This window comes from Parashewanella curva (assembly GCF_003675895.1).
GTDB classification, from domain to species: domain Bacteria; phylum Pseudomonadota; class Gammaproteobacteria; order Enterobacterales; family Shewanellaceae; genus Parashewanella; species Parashewanella curva.
Genome location: NZ_ML014755.1, coordinates 52,742 through 77,265, shown reverse-complemented (window position 1 = coordinate 77,265; position 24,524 = coordinate 52,742). Strand labels below are relative to the sequence as shown.

21 protein-coding genes are annotated in these 24,524 nt (G+C 40.8%); 14 read left to right on the top strand and 7 right to left on the bottom strand.

The features are described from left to right. Positions 1–46 precede the first annotated feature (46 nt). From D5018_RS02355 to D5018_RS02340, 4 genes are all read right to left on the bottom strand, one after another. Positions 47–589: a hypothetical protein gene (locus tag D5018_RS02355; RefSeq protein WP_121837378.1), complete on the bottom strand. Its 543-nt coding sequence runs from the start codon at positions 587–589 to the stop codon at positions 47–49. A gap of 133 nt (positions 590–722) precedes the next feature. Further along, entirely contained in the window at positions 723–1,157 is a 435-nt protein-coding gene (locus tag D5018_RS02350) for a hypothetical protein (RefSeq protein WP_121837377.1), read from the bottom strand. Positions 1,158–1,176: 19 nt separating this feature from the next. Beyond that, positions 1,177–1,860 carry a hypothetical protein gene (locus D5018_RS02345; RefSeq protein WP_121837376.1) on the bottom strand — a complete coding sequence of 228 codons (684 nt, stop codon included), beginning with the start codon at positions 1,858–1,860 and terminating at the stop codon, positions 1,177–1,179. Between the two features lie 89 nt (positions 1,861–1,949). After that, positions 1,950–3,278: a Na+/H+ antiporter NhaC family protein gene (locus tag D5018_RS02340; RefSeq protein ID WP_121837375.1), complete on the bottom strand. Its 1,329-nt coding sequence runs from the start codon at positions 3,276–3,278 to the stop codon at positions 1,950–1,952. Positions 3,279–3,511: 233 nt separating this feature from the next. Here D5018_RS02340 and mpl point away from each other — a divergent pair, with 233 nt between their 5' ends. From mpl to D5018_RS02315, 5 genes are all read left to right on the top strand, one after another. Next, positions 3,512–4,900 (top strand): UDP-N-acetylmuramate:L-alanyl-gamma-D-glutamyl-meso-diaminopimelate ligase, encoded by a 1,389-nt coding sequence (mpl, locus tag D5018_RS02335; RefSeq protein WP_121837374.1) that lies wholly within the window; start codon positions 3,512–3,514, stop codon positions 4,898–4,900. Continuing rightward, entirely contained in the window at positions 4,900–5,538 is a 639-nt protein-coding gene (locus D5018_RS02330) for a flavin prenyltransferase UbiX (RefSeq protein ID WP_121837423.1), read from the top strand. The genes mpl and D5018_RS02330 overlap by 1 nt, the downstream gene beginning before the upstream one ends. A 35-nt stretch (positions 5,539–5,573) precedes the next feature. Continuing rightward, complete coding sequence (gene hpt, locus D5018_RS02325; RefSeq protein ID WP_121837373.1) at positions 5,574–6,104, top strand: hypoxanthine phosphoribosyltransferase; 531 nt, start codon at positions 5,574–5,576, stop codon at positions 6,102–6,104. 215 nt (positions 6,105–6,319) lie between these two features. Further along, positions 6,320–7,252 (top strand): ABC transporter ATP-binding protein, encoded by a 933-nt coding sequence (locus tag D5018_RS02320; protein WP_121837372.1) that lies wholly within the window; start codon positions 6,320–6,322, stop codon positions 7,250–7,252. Then, positions 7,252–8,022 (top strand): ABC transporter permease, encoded by a 771-nt coding sequence (locus D5018_RS02315; protein WP_121837371.1) that lies wholly within the window; start codon positions 7,252–7,254, stop codon positions 8,020–8,022. Before D5018_RS02320 ends, D5018_RS02315 begins: the two co-directional genes overlap by 1 nt. Positions 8,023–8,169: 147 nt before the next feature. Here D5018_RS02315 and D5018_RS02310 read toward each other — a convergent pair whose 3' ends face one another. After that, a complete protein-coding gene (locus tag D5018_RS02310) occupies positions 8,170–8,670 on the bottom strand; it encodes a hypothetical protein (RefSeq protein WP_121837370.1) in 501 nt (166 codons plus the stop codon). A 581-nt stretch (positions 8,671–9,251) separates the two neighbouring features. Between D5018_RS02310 and D5018_RS02305 the strand changes: the two genes are divergently transcribed. From D5018_RS02305 to D5018_RS02270, 8 genes are all read left to right on the top strand, one after another. Next, positions 9,252–10,301, top strand: coding sequence for an HlyD family secretion protein (locus D5018_RS02305; RefSeq protein WP_121837369.1), 1,050 nt, complete (start codon positions 9,252–9,254; stop codon positions 10,299–10,301). A gap of 2 nt (positions 10,302–10,303) precedes the next feature. Continuing rightward, positions 10,304–11,872 carry a DHA2 family efflux MFS transporter permease subunit gene (locus tag D5018_RS02300; protein ID WP_121837368.1) on the top strand — a complete coding sequence of 523 codons (1,569 nt, stop codon included), beginning with the start codon at positions 10,304–10,306 and terminating at the stop codon, positions 11,870–11,872. A 156-nt stretch (positions 11,873–12,028) separates the two neighbouring features. Next, positions 12,029–13,018 (top strand): hypothetical protein, encoded by a 990-nt coding sequence (locus D5018_RS02295; protein WP_133309220.1) that lies wholly within the window; start codon positions 12,029–12,031, stop codon positions 13,016–13,018. A gap of 468 nt (positions 13,019–13,486) precedes the next feature. Next, positions 13,487–14,539 carry a hypothetical protein gene (locus D5018_RS02290; protein ID WP_121837366.1) on the top strand — a complete coding sequence of 351 codons (1,053 nt, stop codon included), beginning with the start codon at positions 13,487–13,489 and terminating at the stop codon, positions 14,537–14,539. A 160-nt stretch (positions 14,540–14,699) separates the two neighbouring features. Then, on the top strand, positions 14,700–16,049 hold the full coding sequence (locus D5018_RS02285; RefSeq protein WP_121837365.1) for a hypothetical protein: 1,350 nt from the start codon (positions 14,700–14,702) through the stop codon (positions 16,047–16,049). A gap of 528 nt (positions 16,050–16,577) precedes the next feature. Beyond that, positions 16,578–17,015: a DNA polymerase III subunit chi gene (locus D5018_RS02280; RefSeq protein ID WP_121837364.1), complete on the top strand. Its 438-nt coding sequence runs from the start codon at positions 16,578–16,580 to the stop codon at positions 17,013–17,015. A 136-nt stretch (positions 17,016–17,151) separates the two neighbouring features. Further along, positions 17,152–20,028: a valine--tRNA ligase gene (locus D5018_RS02275; protein WP_121837363.1), complete on the top strand. Its 2,877-nt coding sequence runs from the start codon at positions 17,152–17,154 to the stop codon at positions 20,026–20,028. A 68-nt stretch (positions 20,029–20,096) separates the two neighbouring features. Next, the gene (locus D5018_RS02270) at positions 20,097–20,969 is read left to right on the top strand and encodes a bile acid:sodium symporter family protein (protein ID WP_121837362.1); all 873 of its coding nucleotides are present in this window, start codon (positions 20,097–20,099) and stop codon (positions 20,967–20,969) included. 4 nt (positions 20,970–20,973) lie between these two features. On the opposite strand, the gene D5018_RS02265 is transcribed toward D5018_RS02270, so the two are convergent. Both D5018_RS02265 and D5018_RS02260 read right to left on the bottom strand, forming a co-directional pair. Next, on the bottom strand, positions 20,974–21,255 hold the full coding sequence (locus D5018_RS02265; RefSeq protein WP_121837361.1) for a hypothetical protein: 282 nt from the start codon (positions 21,253–21,255) through the stop codon (positions 20,974–20,976). A gap of 123 nt (positions 21,256–21,378) precedes the next feature. Further along, positions 21,379–22,356, bottom strand: a complete 978-nt coding sequence (locus tag D5018_RS02260; protein ID WP_121837360.1) for a hypothetical protein — start codon at positions 22,354–22,356, stop codon at positions 21,379–21,381. A gap of 503 nt (positions 22,357–22,859) precedes the next feature. On the opposite strand from D5018_RS02260, the gene D5018_RS02255 reads away from it, so the two are divergent. After that, complete coding sequence (locus tag D5018_RS02255; RefSeq protein ID WP_121837359.1) at positions 22,860–24,386, top strand: MFS transporter; 1,527 nt, start codon at positions 22,860–22,862, stop codon at positions 24,384–24,386. Positions 24,387–24,524: the final 138 nt, after the last annotated feature.

The window sequence follows — 24,524 nt, the reverse complement described above, 5'->3', positions numbered from 1 at the left end:
ATAGAGGCATTTTTTTTATTTGCTCTAGTGTTTCTTGACCTCTAAATCAATGGTTTGACTCTAAGTTAGAAAGTGCCTCTATGGTTAACTCCATTCCATAACATTTGATAAAGATAGACAGCAGAACGGTTGTTCCCCTTGCTTTTCCATAAAGCATTTGGGTTAAAGAATCTTTCTTCGCAGTATTCTCACCTATAGCGCGTGTTAAAGGATCAATCCACTGCCCTATATAAGTAGGATCAGTATTTGCAAAAAAGTTGCTGCATTCCGTCTCGTTGCAATAAAATACCAGCTTTTCGCCAATCAGTGATAATTGTGAAAACAGTTCATTAGGTATGGTTTGGGCACATAGAAATAAGGGCTTTTTTAAACCTTTTATGGGGGATGGCTTTCGTTGAATGTTATTTTGTTGAACGTATTCCCAAAGGCGCAATACATCGGATTTTGTGAGTGCATAGAAAGGTGAAATACTTGGTGATGACGGAATGGATGATGCGAGCAAGCCTGTTTCCCAATTAAGTGTTCTGCCTAATAGTTCAATCAGCAATGAACATTTTGGGTTACCATTCGCTTTTAGTGCATTAACCAAGGCTTCTCTTCCGTAGTCTTTAATAAATACGATAAGAAAAAGAGTGGTGCCATGGCCTATATGTAGAGTGGCGGTGGATGTGCAATTAGTTTCTGCTAACCAATAGCTTGGCTCTGATGGGTCCAGGCTTTGCTTAAAAGTAGCGAAATACCCCCTTATATGGTTGATGCTCAGCTGAAGTGAAGTGTTCAAGAACTAAGCGTAACTCTGATTCACTACAAGCGTATACGGCGTTATTTGGAATACAAACATTATATTGTAATTGGAGAGCGAGGTCTTCAAAGGATGTGGTATCTGTATAATCCAAACAACTAGTGACCATATAAGGCCCTGTCTTTTTTTTAACCGTGATTTCACCTTTAGGGGAAGCGTGCCAATTAGCTTGAGAAGTAGAAGCTTTTACTTCAACTTTGAATGGCTTGTCTTGGTGTGATTGTAAAAGAGAAAGCTCAGAGCTATTAGGCGTTAAGTTAACGTAATTTAGTTGAGAATTTGTTTTTTCTCTATGAGAGGTAAAACTCTGTGAGCGCTGGCTTTCTCGGGTTGGTGGAGTCTGTAATGTTGCCATGGGCTTATGTTTTCTCCCTCTAATGTGCAGTCACAGCCTTTGAAAGTTGGGACAACTCGCACTTGGTTAGAGGGAGCGCATAACCTAATAGAACGTATTTTTTCTCATGGTAGTAGTTGGTCGGTAAGGCCAAACGAGCAAGTTGGCTCGCGATGAGAGCAGATTTATGGCTGTGTAATTGTTGAATATTAGCTATCGCCACTTTAATCCCCACCTCATGAATAAACTTATTTAAAAATAGGCAAGTGCCAAACATCAAGGGTGAGTTAGCTTCAAAACGTTGTATAAAATTTAAAAAACATTCTGACAGGCGGTCACAGACAAACTCACCATATTTTGGCATAGCACTCGATCTAATTGACTGCCTTATAAAGCCTTTTAAGAATTCATCCTTAGTGCATAAATAGTAGGCTTGCGCTGAAATATCATCACGATTCATAAGTTGATGGCATAAGTCACGAAAACGGGTTTTACTGTCAAAATGCAACCCCTCATGATTTACCCCTGTGGTAGCGGTATCGAAGGGAATTAATGATGGAGAAGATGATTGGTTTGCAGCGGCTACTAACCAATCCACGGCCAAAACTGGTTCAGCTGCTTCAGCGTTAAAGCCCTCAGGCATAAAAGAACTAGAATCATCAACTGGACTCGGTGCATAGGGGTCTGAAAAAGACCCCGCTAAGTTTGAGATACTGAAAGACATTTTACTGCAATAAAATGGTTAAAGGTGGTTGTTAGACACTCCATTATTGAAAATACTCACCGTTAATGTTGATAGTTTCAGATGAATTACTACTTTCTTATTGCAATAATGACTAAAGAAACAAACGCTAATACCATACAGTAAGTCGCTTGTAAGCCAGCCTCAATCGGGGTGATTTTAAAAATAGAGGCAATTAATAAGGCTTGAGCACCAAAAGGTAGCATCCCTTGAACCACACAAGAGAAAATGTCCAGTAAGCTTGCACTCCGCTTTGGACTGATGCCATGTTTATGAGCTAATTCTTTAGCAATATCTCCCGTTACCACAATTGAAACGGTATTATTGGCAATGCAGGTGTTAGTCAAAGCCACCATAAACGCAATACAAGCTTCAACTAACTTTGGGGATTTTTCTTTGGCATTTCGCGATAGGGTGTTTAACAGAGACTCGACCTTTTGGCAGATAAATTGAAGTCCGCCTTGTTGCTGCATCAAAGACGCTAAACCACCGACCAATAGCGATAGCAAAAAGATTTCTTGCATACTGCTAAAGCCACTATAAATGTCCTTGGTAAATTGAAGCGTGTGATAATCACTTGTGGCAAAGCCTGTGATTCCTGCCAGCACAATGCCTATGGTCAGCACTACAAATACATTTAGTCCAGATACAGCTAACACTAAAATGGTTAAGTAAGGAATCACTTTAACTAACTCATATTCTTGTTGCTTTATTTCAACTGAACCACTTCCAGCAAACATGAAAAAGATCAGCGTGATTAATGCAGCGGGAATGGCGAAAATTAAATTCTCACGGAACTTATCTTTCATCTCACAACCCTGAGTTCGAGTTGCGGCAATGGTGGTATCAGAGATAATCGAAAGATTATCGCCAAAGAGAGCACCAGACATCACTGCACCAGCCATCAAAAGCGGAGAAATATCGGTTTGGCCAACCACACCAAAAGCAATCGGTGCCACTGCAGCAATGGTGCCCATTGAGGTTCCCATCGCTGTGGCAATAAATGCTGTGATGATAAAGAAGCCCGGCAGTAAGAATTCAGGTGGAATAAAAGACAGACCAAGCCCAACCGTGGCATCCACACCACCAGTTGCCTTGGCAACAGAAGCAAAAGCACCAGCCAACAAGTAAATCAAACACATGGTGATGATATTGTTATGGCCAATGCCTTGAATAAAGGTCTCTATCGCTTGATTGAGTTTTTGCTTAGAAAGCAATAGAGCCAGAATGATGGCGGGTAAAATGGCGACAACGCTGGGTAATTGATAAAAGGCAAAGCCGATGCCTTGGTTTTGAAAATAAAGCCCTGCACCCACAAAAAGGGCGATAAATACCAATAATGGAATGAGCGGAACAAAGCTTGGCTTTGCAGTGATGATTGTATTATCAGATTGATTCACAATGACTCTCTGTATTTTTAGGTATTACTATTAATGACTATTTTCTAGTCAGTGTAAAGTCGTCAAATTATAATGTCAATCTAGACGTCCAGATGCTTTTTTGTGGTTTTAGTCAATAGCAACAGCACTCAAGCTGGTTCGAGTAGTGTTTCTGGCTTTTCTTCTTATTTATGTGATTCTTAGCAGAACTTGATTAGAATAAGGCATTATTCCGATTAAATTGAGCAACCGATATGCACGTACATATCCTAGGGATTTGCGGTACCTTTATGGGCGGCTTAGCCCTATTGGCAAGAGCCAAAGGCCATAAAGTCACAGGTAGTGATGCTAACGTCTACCCTCCAATGAGCACACAGCTTGAAGAGCAAGGTATTGAGCTTATTCAAGGCTTTGATCCTGCTCAGCTGGAAAATGATCAAGGTGAAACACCCGATTTGATTGTGATTGGCAATGCCATGTCGCGTGGTAACCCATGTGTCGAAGCTGTGCTGGATAAAGGTTTGCCTTATACATCGGGACCACAATTTTTATCTGATCATATTTTACCTGAGCGTTGGGTGTTAGCGATTGCGGGTACTCACGGTAAAACCTCGACTGCGAGTATGCTGGCATGGATCCTTGAAGATAACGGCTATCAGCCGGGCTTTTTAATTGGTGGTGTTCCGCAAAATTTTGGTGTTTCGGCTAGGTTGGGGGATTCAGTCTTTTTCGTGGTTGAAGCCGATGAATATGACAGTGCTTTTTTTGATAAACGCTCAAAGTTTGTTCATTACCAACCAAGAACGCTTGTGATCAATAACCTTGAGTTCGATCATGCCGATATTTTCGATTCTCTTGGCGATATCCAAAAACAATTTCACCATGTGATCCGAACAGTACCTTCAACCGGTAAAGTCATATGGCCGGCTGATATTGAGGCTGTGCAACAAGTGATTGAAAAAGGCATTTGGAGTGAACAGGAGTGTTTCCATCAACAACCGAGTGCAAAAGGTTGGTATACAAAATCACTGGCGGATGATGGTCATCAATTTGAAGTGTATTTTGACGATGAACTGCAAGGCACACTAGATTGGGCGCTGATAGGTCAACATAATATCGAAAATGCCATTAATGCCATTGCAGCGGCTCGTCATGTTGGGGCTGCCCCTATTGCGGCTATTGAGTCATTAACTCGATTTGAACCGCCTAAACGCCGTTTAGAGCTGCTTGATAATGTTAGGGGTGTTTCAATTTACGATGATTTTGCTCATCATCCAACCGCAATCGCAACAACTTTACAAGCCATGCGCGCTAAAGTCGGTAAGCAAAAAGTCACCGTAGTATTAGAGCCTCGTTCTAACACCATGAAGTCAGGCGTACATAAATCCACGCTGGGGCAATCGTTGGCATTGGCTGATAAGGTCTACTTGTATCAATCGGGCAATGTCGGTTGGTCGTTGGACGATATTCGTCAAGATATTGATTCAGAGATTATTATTAAAGATAAGGTTGATGAACTCGTGCAAGTTATTTGTCATCAAGCCGAAGCAGATGAACATATTGTGATCATGAGTAATGGCGGCTTTGAAGGCTTACACGGGCAATTAATTGAAGCATTACAAAAGCGAGGAAGTAAAGCTTGATATCTCAAACCAACAAAACATCGATAAGTCTAGCGTGGACGGGGGCTTCAGGCGCACCGTATGGCATTAAGCTTTTAGAGTGTTTATTACAAGCTGACAAACGTGTGTTTTTGATGATATCCAGTGCTGCACGAGTGGTGTTAGATACTGAAAGCGGTATCAAGATAAGTGCTAATCCTCAAAAAGCCAAAGAACAACTGTTAGCAGCGTTGAATTTGGATGAAGCCAAAATGTCGGGTGAACTCGTAGTACTTGGCAAAGAAGAGTGGTTTTCTCCGCCAGCCTCGGGCAGTGCGGCGCCAAAGCAAATGGTGGTTTGCCCTTGTTCAACAGGCAGTTTAGCGGCTATCGCTACAGGCATGAGTAATAACTTACTTGAGCGTGCGGCCGATGTGGTGTTAAAAGAAAAAGGGAAGTTAATTCTAGTACCAAGAGAAATGCCTTTAAATTCAATCCATTTAGAGCACATGTTAAATCTTAGTCGCCTTGGTGCCACTATTATGCCAGCGTCTCCCGGTTTTTATCATGATCCCACTTCGATGTCAGATCTGGTAAACTTCGTGGTGGCTCGCATATTGGACCATTTAGGCGTTGAACATCAATTAACTCAGCGTTGGGGTTATGAGTCAAAGAACTGATAAAAATCAGTCGTATTCTACAGTTTGGAAGGTCTATGAAACACACCATTGAAGAAATGATTTCAACTGCTGAAATTGAGACTATGCTTGATCGGCTTGCAGATGAAATTAACGAACACTACAAAGAGCATAAGCGCTTACTTATGGTTGGGCTGCTAAAAGGTTCAGCGGTATTTATGGCTGATCTATGTCGCCGCATTCGTGGTCATGTTGAAATCGATTTTATGGCGGTTTCAAGTTATGGCAATAAAATGACCAGCAGCCGTGATGTTCGCATACTCAAAGATATAGACTCAGATATTGCAGGACGTGATGTACTGATTGTTGAAGATCTGATTGACTCAGGTAATACCCTAAATAAAGTCAAAGAAATGCTGATGCTTCGCTCACCTAAAAGTTTAGCCATCTGTACTTTGCTGGATAAACCGGAGCGTCGTGAAGTGAATGTCCATGTCGACTTTATCGGTAAAACCATTCCAGACGAATTTATTGTGGGCTATGGTATTGATTATGCCGAGCAGTACCGCAATTTATCCTATATCGCGAAAGTGATACCGCAGGAATAAATAATATTAAATAGTGCCTTGATAAAGTCAGTCTTGTCAGTTTGATAATTATTTCTATCGTCGCTCCTGCGAAGGCAGGAGCCTAGTGTCTTTAGTTTCAAGTAAAACAAGGAGCTGGATACCTGCCTTCGCAGGTATGACAAATACTTCAAAACTATTCAGTATTACTTGTAAATCAGGTTTTTATTTTATCTATATATTAGGAGTGAAAATCGGTGACCCCCCCGTTTGCCCTAGAATTGAAACAACTAAAAAAGACCTATAAAGGCGGTGTTGAAGCCGTTAAAGGCATTGATCTTACTGTAGAGCAAGGAGACTTCTTTGCTCTGCTCGGCCCTAATGGTGCAGGAAAATCCACCACCATTGGCATTATTAGCTCTTTGGTGCAAAAAACGTCTGGCTCAGTCAATGTTTTTGGCTATGACTTAGATACTCAAGTCGTACAGGCCAAGCTATCCATAGGCTTAGTTCCTCAAGAGTTTAATTTCAATCAGTTTGAACCATTGAACCAAATTTTGATCAACCAAGCTGGTTACTATGGTGTATCAAAAGCTGAAGCCATTGTGAGAGCTGAAAAGCATTTGAAGCAACTCGATTTATGGGACAAACGGAATACGGCCTCAAGGCATTTATCGGGTGGAATGAAACGCCGCCTAATGATCGCCAGAGCCTTAATGCATGAGCCCAAGCTGTTGATTTTGGATGAGCCTACAGCAGGGGTAGACATCGAACTTCGTCGCTCGATGTGGGAGTTTTTGAAAACCATTAACGCACAAGGCGTCACCATTATTTTGACGACTCACTACCTTGAAGAAGCCGAAATGCTGTGCCGTAACATAGGCATCATCGACAAAGGTGTGTTGGTGGAATGTACCAGCATGAAGAAGTTGCTCGGCAAGTTGAATGTTGAAACCTTTGTATTTGACTTAAAAGAAGATTGTCATAAATTGCCAGCTCTTGGTTCAATTCCCTGTCGACTGATTGATAAACATACTCTAGAGGTGGATGTAGAAAAAGCCCATGGACTCAATGATTTGTTTGCTTTACTTTCTGAGCAAGGTATATCGGTAATTTCAATGCGTAACAAAGCCAATCGACTTGAAGAATTATTTGTAGGTCTGCTCGAACAGGCTAAGGACGAAAAATAATGAGAGATTTATATTTTACGGCCTTTAAAAGCATTTTAGGCAAAGAGATCAATCGTTTTACTCGGATTTGGATCCAAACCTTAGTTCCGCCAGCTATTACCATGACCTTATATTTTCTGATCTTCGGTAATTTGATTGGTAGTCGAGTAGGTCAAATGTCAGGGGTGAGTTACATGGAGTTTATTGCACCCGGGCTTATCATGATGTCGGTGATCACAAACTCATACTCTAACGTGGCAAGTTCGTTCTACAGCCAGAAATTCCAGCGAAATCTTGAAGAAGTTATGGTGGCACCTGTGCCTTATTTTGTCATGATCGCAGGATTTGTGGGCGGTGGCGTATGCCGAGGTTTGATTGTTGGCGCTATTGTTACTTGTGTGGCGATGTGCTTTGTAGATATTGAATTGCATAATCCACTATTGGTTGTTCTTTCGGTGGTGCTGACTTCCGTGTTATTTGCACTTGGTGGACTAGTTAATGCGGTATTTGCTAAGAACTTTGACGATATCAGTATCGTACCCACATTTGTATTAACACCACTAACGTATCTTGGTGGCGTATTTTATTCACTTTCTTTGCTTCCAGATTTTTGGAAAGGCGTATCAGCCATGAATCCAATCGTGTATATGATCAACGTCTTCCGTTATGGGTTTTTAGGCGTGGCTGATATGAGTGTTCCTTTGTCACTCGCCATCATTGTAGGCTTCTGTGTAGGGTTATGGTGCTTGGCGTATTATCTGGTTTCTAGAGGCATTGGCTTGAGAAGTTAATTTTTGTCTGTTGGGGCAGACTATCCCCAAAACTTTTGCGAAGTTTACAAAGTCATGTGCTGTTAGCCCACACCCAACCAAGGTAGGGGTTATCAGCAACCCCCTCTCATGGCTCTTTGAATGCCGCCTCAACAGAGCTAAATGTTACTACTCACTAAAGTTATTGAATGTTCCCATAACTTTATCTGCTGCTGCGGCTGCGCCATTGGTGCTGTAATTGGTAACTTGGCCTGCAGTTCCATACTTAATACTTAAAATTGGAAACCAAGTGTAATGAAACATTTGTTGCAGATATTTTAAATCAAATTGTTGATAATCGACCCACCGATGATTTACGCAATTCAATACAAAAGTGGATTTAAAATCTAAATCCTGTGGACGATCCGCTACTGAGTGCAATCTAAAATAGGAATAAAAATTACCGCTGGTGTAACACTTTCCGGCGTTGATATCAGCCATTCTGCAATTAAGGTGTGAATTATCACAAGAAAATTCAAATAACCGAGCAGATGAATCTATCGGGAAGGAAAAAGCGATTACTATATTATTTGAAGTGTCAGTTTCAACCGTCCAATCCCCAAAATGTTCTATTGTGGGTGCTGCTAGTGCTGGTGATGTGAGTGCAGCAAGTAATAGTAAATGTTTCATAGTGGTTTACTCTCCATATCTGTTGAGATATGCAATACTTCCTCATACTCTAGTGTTAGCTGAGTAAGCAAGACATTTCAGCACAACTACTCATGCGTATTTCTGCGTTAGAACAGCCCGAAATAGGCCGTCTATTACGAACCGTTCTGCCTTGGACTTCACAAAATTTAGCCGCACTGTCGATTGAATTTATATTTTATCTATAAAAATGAAACGATACAGATCCCTTTATAAAAAGCTCAGGTTAAGTTAACCATCTTTAACCAAGAGATAATTAAACTGGGTAGATAGTACGGTTTTGTTATCCTAAAGTTTTTAATGAGGATGGTGAATTACAAAGCAGTTATATAAATTATCAATAAAATTAACGACTTTTGAGATAGCTTGATTGAGAATGCGAGTGTTCTCGCAATTTTAATTTAAGAATTGCTGTCTCAGTGTACTTAGCTGTATGCCTCCATTATGATGACATGCAAATAGCATTTATCACTTCATGTTATTTCTTCCTCATCTCTCATTGTTCGTATCAACGTTTTTTTATGGTTCTTTTCAAAGATCCGACTCATTAAGTTAGAGGTTTTATGTCAGATCAAACTGTATCGCCATCGTCAAAACGCTCGCCTTTAATTAGAGCTTTTGCTTTAGTTTTTGTTGTTATATTAGCCGTTGCGGCCTATTGGTTCAGTTATGGCCAATATTTTGAATCAACGGATAACGCTTATACCGCAGGCGATGTCACCAATATTAGTGCTCAAATTTCAGGAAAAGTGATCCAGTCTTTTGTATCTGAAAACCAAAAGGTATCGGCAGGGCAGTTACTGGGAAAAATTGATGACAGGGACTTTTTAGTTTCGATAGAGAAAGCAAAAGCGAACGTGACGTTAGCCTCTACTGAACTTGAAACCTTGCATGCCCAGCAGCAGTTACAGCAAAGTAAAATCTCACAAGCCAAGAGCAAAATTGCATCAGCACAGGCGCAATATAACTTAGCTAAACAGCAAGTGATCAGAGCTAAGAGTTTGATAAAAAGTAACTATGCCTCACAAAAAGATCTCGATACCGCCATTTCACAGCAAAAAGTGACTCAAGCTCAAGTGAAAGAAGCGCAAGCAGGACTTCAAGCTGCCAATGACAGCCTCAATGTGATCACTAGCCAATTACAACAAGCCAAAGCCAAAATCAGTGTAGCCAATGCTCAATTAGAGCAAGCGAAAATCGCACTCAGCTATACCAAAATTAAAGCGCCAGTAGATGGTGTTGTGGGTAAAAAAGGCTTGCGAGTTGGACTTTATGTACAGCCGGGAATGCCACTGTTAAGTGTTGTGCCAAGCGATAAAATTTGGGTAACCGCCAATTTTAAAGAAACTCAAATTGCTGATATTAAACCCGGAATGAAAGTTGAGCTGGCGTTGGACGCTTATCCAGACACACCACTTGAAGGTGAAGTAGAGAGCTTTTCGCCTGCCACAGGTGCTCAATTTGCACTGTTTCCACCCGAAAATGCTACTGGTAATTTTACCAAAGTGGTTCAACGTGTTCCTGTTCGTATCAAACTATTACACCCCGAAAAGTTACAAGGAAGGTTAATTCCCGGTTTGTCGGTCGAAGCGATGGTTGATTTAAGAAAATAATCATGTCGGAGTCAACAACCAGCAATGTATTACCCGCTGATGAAAACGAAAGCGTCAGCGTACGTCAATGGATCGCAATTATCGGTGGTCTTATTGGCGCATTTATGGCGATTTTGGATATTCAGATCACCAACTCGTCCTTACAGAATATTCAAGGGGCGTTATCCGCTACCATTGAAGAAAGTTCGTGGGTATCGACCTCGTATTTAGTCGCTGAAATGATTGCCATTCCATTAAGTGCTTGGTTGTCTCGTGCATTAGGAATACGACGCTATCTTACTGGTACCACATTCATCTTCATTTTGGCGTCCATTGCCTGTTCATTCTCATGGAATATGACTTCCATGACCATCTTTAGAGCCATTCAGGGCTTTAGCGGTGGAGCACTTATTCCATTGGCCTTTTCATTGATTGTACAACAATTACCGCTGAGTAAACGGGCAGTGGGCATGGCGATGTTCGGGGTGACGGCCACGTTTGCCCCTTCTATTGGGCCAACCCTTGGTGGATGGCTAACCCAAACCTTATCTTGGCAGTATATTTTTTATATCAATATTCCGCCTGCAATATTAGTAATCGGCATGATCCGTTATGGACTGGATGATGCAAAGCCGAATTTTTCAGCCCTTAAAGATGTCGATTGGTTAGGCATTATCACTATGGCACTTGGGCTAGGTTGCTTAGAAGTCGTGTTAGAAGAGGGTAACCGCAAAGGTTGGGACTCTCATTTTATTATTACGCTTGCAGTCATTTCGGGCGTGAGTATGTTCTTCTTTATTGTTAATGGATTGACTCACCGTAAGCCACTTGTGAATTTGAGGCTATTCAAAAATCTGCAATTCGCCATGAGCTGCCCTGCTTATTTTATTTTGGGTATGGCCTTATTAGGCTCGATTTATGTTTTGCCTGTGTATTTATCACAAGTTCAAGGTTATAACGCTCTAGAAATCGGTAAAGTGTTAATGTGGATGGGCTTTCCGCAGTTGTTGTTTTTCCCGATAGTGCCTCGTTTAGTGAATCACATAAAACCTAAGTATTTAGTGTCATTTGGTTTTTTTATGTTCGGTGTAAGCTGTTTTGTGAATACGCATATGGACATTAACTATTCAGGGCACCAACTGATTATTTCGATGGCATTAAGAGCGATCGGCAGTCCATTTATTCTCGTCCCTTTGTCATTAGTTTCGTTGCAAGACATCACTAAAGAACAAACACCTGATGCCGCAACAATAAGTAATGTGGTACGTAATTTAGGTGGGGCGTTTGGTATTGCCATTATTGCGACCTTAATTACCAATAAGACCGATGAACATTTTCAAAGGTTGAAATCGGCGTTACATGCAACCAACGATGGAATTTGGTTTCAACTTCAGCAAAAAGCCGCTTACTTTTTGCATTCTGGTTTTGATAGCTCAACGGCGATGACGCAAGCCAAAGCGTCTTTGTTTCAGACTATGCATAGAGATGCCGCCATTATGGCGTATAACGATGTGTTTTTTATCATGAGTGCTTTTTTGATTTTTGCTTCTGTGTTGATGTTGTTGACCAAGAGTGAGAGTAGTACTCAATAAAGGTGGATTGTTTGCGCCCCCAACTCTTAGGTTCGAATGCAATAACCACTTTTTATTAAGTAGATATACAGGCATTTTTTGATAATAACTGTTTCTAGTTTTTGAAAATTTTTAATTTTAAGAACCCTTGATTACCTTCATCTACTAGGGGAAACAATGTCTTTATATTCCAGTGTCTGCTCGAGGCAAAATCTATCTGAATCTTTTACTTCTATGATGTGTGGGGCTGCTGCTGGTGGTCCAACAGGAGCGTTGCTGGGAGGGCTTGCTCCAACGGTATCAAGAACTATCAAGTGCGGTTTTAGTCAATTTTTTAATTGTGGGACTAATGAAAGCCGGGCTGTAGCTCTTTCTCGCAAGGCATTTAATTTGGGGGTAACGGCAGGTTTGTCCTATGTAATAAATCCAGTAGGAAGTGCGAGTGTGCATTTTTGCTCTTTTTTGGGTGCTTATGTAGCCTCTGATGTTACAGTTTGGGCTTCTAATTCAGTACTTAATAAGGCTGGGGTTGCGAAAGATAGCAACATAAGACTTGCAGTTAACCTAGTACTTGGAGGGGTCGCATCTCATTATGGGGCAAGAGCCGGAGCAACTATTGGCCAATACCGTATAAGGATAAAACTTGGTGGTCCGGAGGTGTGTCAATATTATCCGGGTGAAGATGTAGAATTGAAAGTTGGCATTGAACAGAATGGTAAGTCTGCAGGTTCAATAATTAAAATTAAGGCTAAAGCGGGTGAGCATAGTTACTATTGTGGTGAAGAATGTATCAAATACAATATCGAAAGCGATGGAAAACAGCTTAGCTTTACAGGGAAAGAGCTTTTCTGTGGGGAATTAACCAAGCCAGAGCAGGTTGGTTCAGGCTTTTTATGCTTTGAGTATCAGGTAATAAACGAAAAACATGAAGTTGTTGGAACGGCAAAAGTATACTGTGAACCTAAATGCTTTGATTTTTCGGATTCTTCAAAAATACCTAAAGATATAGTACATGGGATGAGACTTATATCAGATGAAGAAAGTCAAAGTATTGCTGAAACTGTTTCAGACAAAATAGATAAACACTACAAAAAAACTGGAGGCAGGATGGAACAATCTTGTAAAAGAGCCGCTCAATTAACACAATGTGATATTAAACTGGTTTAATTAGCCTATGCTCTGCATAAGCCAACCTCTACAGCACAGCTACTTGTGCGTATTTCTGTGTTAGAGCCGTCCGAAATAGACCGGTCATTACGAACGAACTTGCGGTTTAGGTAAGTGTTCAGGTATTAGGCAACTGAAGTCGATTGTTTGCTAATGCTTTTGATTAGGTTGAAGGTCGGTTCTATATCTATATTTATATTTGTCAAAGAGTCACTACTCAATGTCTCTACAGAATGCCCCCATTTTTTGAGTTAACAATGGACTCCTAAACTTGAGTTATTAAGCTGTAATTCAGGCACTTATTGTTAATATCTTTTAGTTTGTTTGGGTTTAATTCCTTGTCCCTTTAGGCGAACTAACTTTAGATCTTTTTTGTGTCATACCTGCGCAGGAGTGACGAAAATACTAAATGATTCCTCGCCCCTTGGGGTGGGGTTTTTAATTTACTTCATAATAAGTGGGTGATGAATGTCTTTATATGACAGTGTTTGCTCTAGACAAAATTTGTCTGATACTTTTATCAGTAGTATGTGCGGCGCTGCAGCTGGTGGGCCTTTTGGAGCATTAATAGGTGGCTTTGCACCTACTATATCAAAAGTTTCTAACCACACAGTAAGACGTTTTTTTGGTTGTGAAAACACGGATGGAAGACTTCAATCAGTAACCCAAGCCTTTCTAAAATATACCGTTACTGCAGGCATAACTTATGTTATCAGTCCTGCTGGTGGTGCAGGTGTTCACTTTTGCTCATATTTAGGTTCTTTTCTAGCTGTGGACATGGCTACTTTAGCTTCGAATACAATTTTTGATCGTTTGGATGTCTCACAAGAAAGTAAGATAAGGTTCATCGTAAACGTAGCGCTTGCAAGTGTTTGTGGCGAAATAGGATCTAGGGCTGGCGCTAAGGTGGGCTTAAAAATTGACATAAAAAACCATCCGAAAGCTTTCTGGTATGGGCCGGATGCAAAGTTGAAAATAACAGGTTCGAGAGATGGAGAGTCTATAAGCGGATTTGTGAATGTAAAAACTAAAACGGGTGATCATAGCTATCTGTGTGGGTTTGAATGTGCTGAACATTTTTTCGAACAAGATGGTGTAACGTTGAGCTTTAAAGGGCAAACAGGATTTTGTGGCGAGCTTCCTTCTGATTATCAGCCCGTTTCGAGTACAAAATTATGGCTCCATTATGAGATAATGACTGGAAGAGGAGAAATAGTAGGCAAGATAAAAGTATACTCTCATAGTGGATGTTTTGACTTTTTGGACTGTGGTATACCTGAACTAGATGATATCGTACATGGTTTTATAATTGCTGAAACTGAAAAAGATTTAGAGCTCATGAAAGTACGTGACAGTGTTGTAAAAAAGCACTTATCAAGGGGGGGGGAGCCTCTATTTGATGATTGCCTTAGAAAGCCGGGTGAAACAAAGTGTACATTGCTGGGAACTAAGCCTGATACTAAAATGCAAACAGATAAAGGAAAAGATAGGGTAACGGTTCCCCTTACTGTTTTCTTTTAAGGCTAGTAACGATTATATAAATTTGCAATCGGATGTGCTCTACTCAGGGCTATGTCAGTGGTTTAAGTATAAACAGGTATTAAAACTAACTAATTCAGATTTAACTCCTACAAGATATCTTGATACTCTGAATTCATTCCAAAATTCAAATTGATTGTGTATGTTTCAATTATTAATTGAAAAGAGTTATCAAGCAGCGGTTTATTTTGGTTTGATAAGCGAGCCAGAAAATGATCTCAATTTCGATACAGTGATGCTTGGAGAGCAAACATACAAAATCAAATTGCTTCCATCAGATTTGCCTCTTGAGCAGAGGTTCGTTGTTTGGCTCGGTAATGAGGATGACATAACCCCTTGCAACTTTTCACATACGACAAATCGCACAAAAGAAATATATCCTAAATTGTTAACCTGCTCATCCATTTCGATGGTTAATAAAGCTAACTCAATTGCAGCAATGCAAGAAGATGACATGATTTTTGCGATCAAAAAAAGTGCCTATGAAGATTTAATAGAGCTATTACCTATCTTAGCTAATCAGTTGAAAATTAAAGACTGTCAATCCACTTTTGATAGCGTATGCAAAGAACTCGTAGATGATGTAGAGATCAGGCAGCAGTTCATTGATAGTTTTGAACAGCTTTCAGATGCTCGTTCACGTGATGTTATTTCTGCTTTTGAAATGGGGCTTCTCCCTTTTGTGTCTTTTTGCTCGCTCGAAAAGGCAATCTTAATTTGGCAAGAAAGTGAAAGTAGTGATGTGAAGCATAAGGTGATACAGAGAATTTCAAGCCTTATCCTAGCCCTTGATGATTATGGATTGAATGCTGGTATGAAACCTTCTAGTAGGGCGGAGTGTGATCCCAGTAGTAAGAATTTACAGCATATTATTACGCAGCCACCATTAAGAAAAGCTATCGTGTTAGAGCTTCATAACCGTCATCATCAAGCCTATGCCAGAAGACTATTTGCGAGTAACACTGAGGTGCTGGCTTGTGATTTAGAACCAGAATACTGTCTGCCTTTACTCTATTTTGAATCTCTTAACGATACCTCAGAGTTTCTACTTTACTCTAGAATGTTTGCAGAAGATCAATTTAATTATGTTATCGAAAACCTGCCAAATAGAGCTTTAGTAAATCTATTAAAGGATACATGTCAGGCACAAGAACAGTATGACGCGACTGAGATGAGAAGATTGATTGTAAATCATTGCTCAAGTTTAAAATTATGTGAAATAGCTAAAGAGTTACCTCTGTCAGCATTTATCAAATGTTTAAGGATAGTTGAAAATTCAAGCACAAAAGTATTCACCATTTCATCTTTGTCGGCATATCGAATAAAACTTTTTTTTCAAGCACAACAAGCGTCAGATTTACAACAAGAGTTTATTGAAGAAGCAAAGACAAATAGAGGAACTCTATTGCGTATTCAAGACCTGCTTAAAGATGAGGATACCCAATCACTCCCTGAAAAACTGGCTAAATTAGTCGTTACTTCTACATCATAGGCTGATTATGACAATGGTGATTTTAAAATGACGTTTGTTCGTCGCACCTGCGAAGGCAGGTGTCTAGAGGCTTTTTAGCTTAAGATAAAACTTCTACGAAGTTTACAAAGTCGTGGTGCTGCACACCACACCGCCAAAAGGGGATTGCTGGTGATCCCCCTTTTTCACGGGTGTGGGTGGTAAACCCACGACTTTCTAAACTTCGAAGAAGTTTTGCTTCTACTACACAAAAAACAAGCAAAGAAAAAAGTCATTGAATGCCTGCTAAAAGCATGCAGGCATGACGGTACGACTACCGAAAGTCACTGGATGCCTGCTAACAGCACGCAGGCATGACGGTACGACTACCGAAAGTCACTGGATGCCGGCTAAAAGCACGCAGGCATGACGGTACGACTTCCAAAAGTCACTGGATGCTGCTAACAACATGCAGGCATGACGTTAAAACCGACACTTATAAGTTGTCCATACTTATAACCAAAATCCTGTATACTCATCCCCTTACCACCCCAACAACAAAGGACAACAATGACTCAAGGCACTTTCTATTTAATGCAGTCAAATAGCACTGAACAAGACTTGCGTCATTTTATCTGTCAGTTGGTAAAGCAACATTATCAGCAGCAAAAGCGTGTCTATCTGCATTGTGGAACACGAACTCAAGCTCATGAAATGGATGATTTATTGTGGGCATTTGAAACTGAAACCTTTATTCCCCACAACCTCAAAGGGGAAGGGCTGAAAGGTGGATCGCCAGTAGAAATTGGTTTTGATCAACAAGCTCAAATAAAAGATTACGATATTCTGATAAATCTTGCAGACCAAGCCCCTGCTTTTGCGGTAAACTTCCCTCAAATTATTGACTTTGTTGTGGCCGATGAGAATCAAAAAGCCATCGCTCGCGACCGTTTTCGCCAATATCGTTCTATGAGTATTGAACTCAATACCCAAAATCAGAACAGTTAGAAAAGTGTGTAGTATTTTCAGATACTCAGAAGAGCAATAGTACGATAAGACAACAGTTCGTACTATTACTCTTTCTAATCCGCTTAACAACACATATTGGCACGAACCCAATTAAGCTTTTAAAAGACGAACTCCCATGGAAAAAACATACGATCCTCAGTCTATAGAACAGTCTCTTTACCAAAACTGGGAAGAGAAAGGTTATTTCAAGCCGCATGGTGATACCACCCAAGGCAACTACTCCATAATGATCCCACCACCGAACGTGACGGGTAGCCTACACATGGGTCATGCATTCCAAGACACCATTATGGATACCTTGACTCGCTACCAGCGTATGAAAGGTAAAAACACCTTATGGCAAGTGGGTACGGATCATGCGGGTATCGCAACCCAAATGCTGGTGGAACGTAAACTGGATGCTGAAGAAGGTAAATCTCGCCATGATTTAGGTCGTGATGCGTTCATCGACAAAGTGTGGGATTGGAAAAAACAATCTGGCGGTAATATCACTCAGCAGTTACGTCGTCTTGGTGCGTCTGTAGATTGGGATCGCGAACGTTTTACCATGGACGAAGGTTTATCAAAAGCCGTTCAAGAAGTGTTTGTTCGTCTTTACGAAGATGATTTGATTTATCGTGGTAAGCGTTTGGTGAACTGGGATCCAAAACTTCATACTGCGATTTCAGATTTAGAAGTTGAGAACAAAGAAAAGCAAGGCAGCATGTGGCACTTGCGTTATCCATTAGCGGATAACGAACTGACCGCTGACGGAAAAGATTACCTAGAAGTGGCGACCACTCGTCCTGAAACCATGTTAGGTGACAGTGCAGTTGCGGTTCATCCTGATGATGAGCGTTATCAAAACCTGATTGGTAAATTTATTCTGCTGCCAATCGTGAATCGTCGTATTCCAATCGTTGCTGATGATTACGTTGATATGGAGTTCGGAACAGGCTGTGTGAAAATCACCCCTGCGCACGATTTTAACGATTACGAAGTGGGTAAGCGTCATCAACTACCAATGTTCAATATCTTGACCATTGATGCCGCTATCCGTAGTGAAGCGGAAGTCGTAAACACTGACGGCACCATCAACAAAGACATCGACGGCAGCCTACCGCAAGAATTTGCAGGTATGGAACGTTTTGCCGCTCGTAAAGCGATTGTGGCTGAGTTTGAGCGTATTGGTTTGCTTGAAAAAATCGAGCCACACGGTTTGAAAGTCCCTTATGGCGATCGCTCGGGTGTGGTTATCGAACCATTATTGACTGACCAATGGTACGTTGCGGTTGCGCCAATGGCGAAAACAGCGATTGAAGCGGTAGAAAACGGCGACATTAAATTTGTACCTCAGCAATACGAAAACATGTACTTCTCTTGGATGCGCGACATTCAAGACTGGTGTATTTCACGTCAGTTGTGGTGGGGACACCGTATTCCAGCTTGGTATGACGAAGCTGGTAAAGTGTATGTTGGTCGTAACGAAGAAGAAGTTCGTGCTAAGTATGAGTTAGATGATTCAGTGGTGCTTCGCCAAGACGATGACGTATTAGATACTTGGTTCAGCTCGGCATTGTGGACCTTCTCTACTTTAGGTTGGCCAGACAACTTGGAAGATCTAAAAACCTTCCACCCAACGGACGTGTTAGTAACAGGTTTTGACATCATCTTCTTCTGGGTTGCCAGAATGATCATGATGACCATGCACTTCATTAAAGATGAAGACGGCAAGCCACAAGTACCATTTAAAACCGTTTATGTGACTGGTCTTATCCGTGACGAACAAGGCAACAAGATGTCTAAGTCTAAGGGTAACGTACTTGATCCATTGGATATGATCGACGGTATCGATCTTGAGTCACTAGTAACCAAGCGTACTGGAAACATGATGCAGCCGCAGTTAGCGGCTAAGATTGAAAAGAGCACACGTAAAGAGTTCGCTGAAGGCATCGAAGCTCATGGTACAGATGCATTGCGCTTTACCCTAGCGGCAATGGCATCAACAGGTCGTGACATCAACTGGGATATGAAGCGTCTAGACGGTTACCGCAGCTTCTGTAACAAGCTTTGGAACGCATCACGTTATGTATTGATGAACACCGAAGGTGAAGATTGTGGCTTTGACTCTTTGTCTAACGAAAGTGGCGAGATGGAATTCTCGCTTGCAGATCGTTGGATCTCAGGTCTATTTAACGAAACCGTGAAAACCTTTGATGATCACATTAACGCTTACCGTTTCGACCTTGCTGCGAATACCGCTTATGAGTTCACATGGAACCAGTTCTGTGACTGGTACTTAGAGCTAACCAAACCTGTTTTGAACAACGGCACTGAAGCACAAAAACGTGGTACTCGCTCTACGTTGATCACTGTGCTTGAAGCCATGCAGCGTCTACTGCACCCAATCATGCCTTACATCACCGAAACCATCTGGCAGCGTGTTAAGCCTCTGGCAAAAGTTGAAGGTGAAACCATCATGCAAGCGGCTTTCCCTGAATTTGATGAAACTCAGGTGGATGAGCAAGCCATGGCCGATCTTGAGTGGGTTAAGCAAGTGATTGTTGCGGTACGTAACATTCGTGCTGAGCTCAACATTGCACCTTCTAAGCCGCTAAATGCATTGCTTAAGAATGTATCTGAGCAAGACAAAGCACGTTTAGAAGCTAACCAAGCCTTCTTTACGACTCTAGCTAAGCTTGAATCAATGACGATTCTAGCCGCTGATGAAAAAGCGCCAATGTCTACTACTGCATTAGTAGGTGAAATGGAGCTGCTTATCCCAATGGCTGGTTTGGTTGATGTCGCGGCTGAAATGGCACGTATCGACAAGCAGCTTGAAAAGCTCGTGAAAGAAGTGAGCCGTATTCAAGGCAAACTTTCTAACGAAGGCTTTGTGGCGAAAGCACCTGAAGCCGTTATTGAAAAAGAGCGTGCAAAACTGGCCGATCTTGAGCGTGATATGGACAAGCTTCAAGAAACAAAAGCAGAATTTGCAGCACTTGACGCATAATTTGTCATAAATTATTGCTATAAAGGGCAGTTCTTAAGAGCTGCCTTTTTTATTAGAAGAAAATATAAATGGAATTAGCAACACTTACTCAACTGATATTACCATTGGCTCTGGCAATGATGATGCTAACGCTTGGGTTGAGTTTATCTATTCGTGATTTTAAAGAAGCTTTAGTTAATCCAAAGCCCTTTATCTTTGGAGTTACGCTTCAACTTCTTCTATTACCCTTGATTGCTTGGTTGCATATTTTGCTGATTGGTAAGTTTATTGAGTTACCTCTGCTAGTCACGGTTGGATTAGTGATTTTGGCTTCTTGCCCCGGAGGAGCAACGTCAAATTTAATTGCTTTTTTATTAGGCGGTAACGCTGCACTTTCGGTGAGCATGACTGCTTTTGTAAGCCTTGTGATGCCCGTAATTCTTCCTTTAAGCCTATCTTGGCAGTTGTCTTGGTTAGGTATTGATTCACAAGTCAGTTTGCCTTTTCTTATCACCTTTCAAAAATTGCTTTCAATTACTATCGTACCTGTGATTGTAGGTATGATCATCCGAGCCTTTTTTAGACAAGGAGTGGAAAAAGCACAGCCTTATATTTCCCGCATAGCGACAATCTTATTTTTTGGGCTGGTGGTGTTTATGGCATGGCGCTTTCAGCAAGATTTATTAAAATCAGGCTGGTTAATGGTGCTTATGTGCTTGAGCGTTTGTATTCTGGCCATGTTAGTGACTCAGCTGATCTGCAAACAGGCTAAGCTGAATTTTAGCTATCGTCGAACCTTATTGATTGAGGTCGGTATTCAAAATGCGGGTACTGGTATGTTCATTGCCGCCGTTATTTTGAAGCAGCCTGAATGGACCTTGCTGCCCATGACTTACGGACTGGTAATGAACATCCCCATTCTTCTTGTGTTTGTGAAAGATAAATGTCTTCAAGATCAATGATAAACTATTTGGGCTTTCCGAATTTAGCGATTGTTACGTGATATTTAGGCAAGGATGTTTCTTCTGTTTTTACTGTGGTTGTTGAGTTGGTTGTCCAGGAAGTCTTCTGTCTAAGGCACTGACTCATTTTTTCTGCATCTTGCTCTAATGCCCAAAGCTTTTCACGTTCACCTACTTTTACAATAAACTGTCGTACCTGATTAGGAACTTCTCGGGCAAGCCCGTTGGTAGTTGAAAATGCTCGTTGGGAAATGGGGAGTATTCTTGCGATAGATTGTAGAGCCATTGTGTTTCTTCTGTATTTTTGCCAAAGAAAGATAGTACCGCTTATCCAGAAAATTGATTAGATCGATTTGCTCTATTAAAGAGCAGCATTCGATTTATATAGTTTTTGGGAGAGCGTGTTCGATTAACTGCATTGGCTCAGTGATTCAATACATTTTGAATTGTTTCCAGTAAGTTCGATATGCTTTTTGTTCGCTATTAAAGGGCAAAGAGCTTTGCAATCCACTAAGTTAGAATTATCGTAAATCCCTAACTGCCCCGAAAAGTGTGGGTTTATGTTTTGTAGTCCATCTAGGTTAGTAAGCTTTGCAAGGTTATCAATGATCAATCTACCATTGATATCGGTTAGGCTTTTAAAGCCGTCTAGTGACGCTAAATTTTTCATATCGAAGAGTCCAAAATGACCATTTATTTTCTTAAATTGCGATAAGAAATCACTTTGTTTGATATCGTCGTCATTATCTAGAGACATGTCACCATTAAATACACCATCACTCGAAGTTAACAAACCAATTGTAGTTAGAGTGGGACTATTATTTACTTGAAATAGATTAGATGCGTCTTTACTCAAGGCAGCTGTGGCACTTGTAACGTTTCGTAAAAGTGGGTTATTTGAGATAAAACCCATGGTTGCGACATTGGAAACCTTTAAGGGGCTGATATCTTTTAAAATGTTATTGCCAACAAGAATCAGACTTTGAAAATCAGTAAGTTGTTGTAATCCGTCTAAGCCGCTTAATGCTTGGTTGGCCTCAAGGTCTAGTGAGCCGCCTATGCTTGTCAAATTTTTTAAATCTTTTAATGAAGTTAAATCTACTGTGTCTGTTATCAGCAAATCTCCAGATATAGAGTTGAGATTTGATAAGCCCTCTAAGTTATCCACTTTATCACTATCGATTAATATAGAGCCTGCAAAGGCCGTGCATTGACCATACTCAAGTTTAAAATTGTCTGCATCTTCTTGGTTATTAATAAAAAATTTTTGACATGGAACTCCACAGGTATTGGAACTAGAAGTTTGAGCAAAATTATTTTGCAGATGAAGTGTCGAAGCATGCACACACATAGAGTACAGGCAAATAAGAATACTGAGATATTTCATACAGCACCCATTTATACTCGTGACACTTGAAGATGCAACTTTCAGGGCTTGTTCAGCGTTGCATTATTCGAGGCGTGAAAGTGCAGAACTAGCGGGCTAATTCAAGCTTTCGCAACAAAGAACAATCGATGCTGAAAAGCTCACGCAGTGCGAGTTTAATTGCCATTTATGCTGCGTTACTTACCCTTAAAATAGACTGACTATTTCTACGGTTAAGTGCCTTGCCTAAATGGCAATTAATTCTCGCTTAAATCCTGCATCTTCAAGTATCACGAGTATATAAAGTTAAGAAGGTAATGAAGCCTTGATGTATGGCTATATAGTCTGCCTAAAATCATTAACTAAGAACAGGGACATTTGCATCGATTCTGTATCTAAGCTGATCAAAAACAACATTTAAGTCCATCCTATTACTTTTTACTTTGTATATTTTATGCAAGGATGTTATTTGAACATGATTGTTAGTGGTAAATAACAACAAATAACGACCATAGGGATCAATTATGGAAAAGGATAATTCGACATCTGGCAATGATTTAAGGGAAGTAAAACAGCTTGGAATGTGGGCATCTATTGCCAGCTTAAGCTATGTGTTTTGGCTTGTCGGTGGCATGGAAGTCGTTGAGCGGTTGGCCTATTACGGCGTTAAAGCCAGTGCAGGCCTTTATGCTAAGGCTCCAGCCTCAGAAGGAGGATTGGGAATTAGCCTTGGAGATTATGGCATCATCTTATTTTGGTGGGCCATTATGCAAACCTTTATTCCGGTGTTCACTGGCGGCATATCAGATCGAGTGGGTTATAAGGAAACCATTTTTGCCTCAACCATTGTCAAAATCGCTGGTTACTTAGTTATGGCCTTTTATCCTTCGTTTTGGGGATTCTTTATTGGTGCAATGTTACTTGCTGGTGGTACGGGTATTTTCAAACCGGGGATTCAAGGCACTTTAGTCATGTCCACTAATCGAAATAATACTTCGATGGCATGGGGCATTTTCTATCAGCTGGTCAATATTGGTGGATTTCTTGGGCCGCTTCTGGCGGCGCACATGAGGCAGCTGGCATGGGAAAACGTGTTCTTTGCCTGTGCCATTATTATTTCTTTCAACTTTTTACTGCTGCTTGCATACAAAGAACCCGGTAAAGAAGAGCGTTTAGCTCGAATGGCTCAAGTGAAAAGCGGTGAGTTACAACAAGAAGTCTTATGGAAAGATGCATGGAATGAACTAAAAAAGCCGATTGTGATTTATTACATGCTGGTGTTCTCAGCCTTTTGGTTTATGTTCAACTCACTATTTGATGTGTTGCCGATTCATATCGAAGAATGGGTGGATACTAGCGTGATTGTTTCCAGTATTTTTGGCTCAGAGACGCCGAGTGTATTTTTGCAAAAAGTGATGGCGATGGATTTTGCTGGCACCAAAATTTTGCCAGAAGGAATGATCAGCATTAACTTTGCTTTGATCATGACCACTTGTTTTTTAATCGCTGGTTTAGCGGCAAAATTTAGAGCTACCAATGCCATGCTCATTGGCTGCATTTTGTGTATTTTATCCTTTGCGATTATTGGTTTTTATACGGCCGCTTGGGTAATGGCATTTGCCATTGTTTTGTTTTCAATAGGCGAAATGATGATAAGCCCTAAAAAGAATGAGTTTATGGGGAATATTGCTCCAAAAGGCAAAAAAGCCATGTATCTTGGGTTTGTTATGCTGCCACAAGGTATTGGGTGGGGACTTGAAGGTTATTTTGGTCCTAAGCTCTATGAATGGTATGCATCAAAAGAGTTGTTCTCTCGTGAGTTGTTGGTTGAGCGTGGTATGTCAATTGATGATATGGAAGCCATTCCTCAAGGTGAAGCATTTAGCGCTTTAGTGAGCTTTACAGGTGAATCCGCGCAGGACTTAACGTTATTTTTGTATCAAACCCATAATATCGGATTGGCTTGGTACATAATGTCAGTCATAGGGTGTATTTCGGCGGTTGGCATTTATTTTTATGGCAAGTGGTTATTGAAACTGCAACGCAGTTAATTTATTTCTTTTCGTTAAATCTGCGTTGATGTTCGCATTTTTACTCATGTAAAATCCGTGATGGCCGTCTTAGTGGTATATACTCGTAATATTTTTACCCTCGCAGAAGTCTTGCATCTACGAGGATAACGAGTAAAT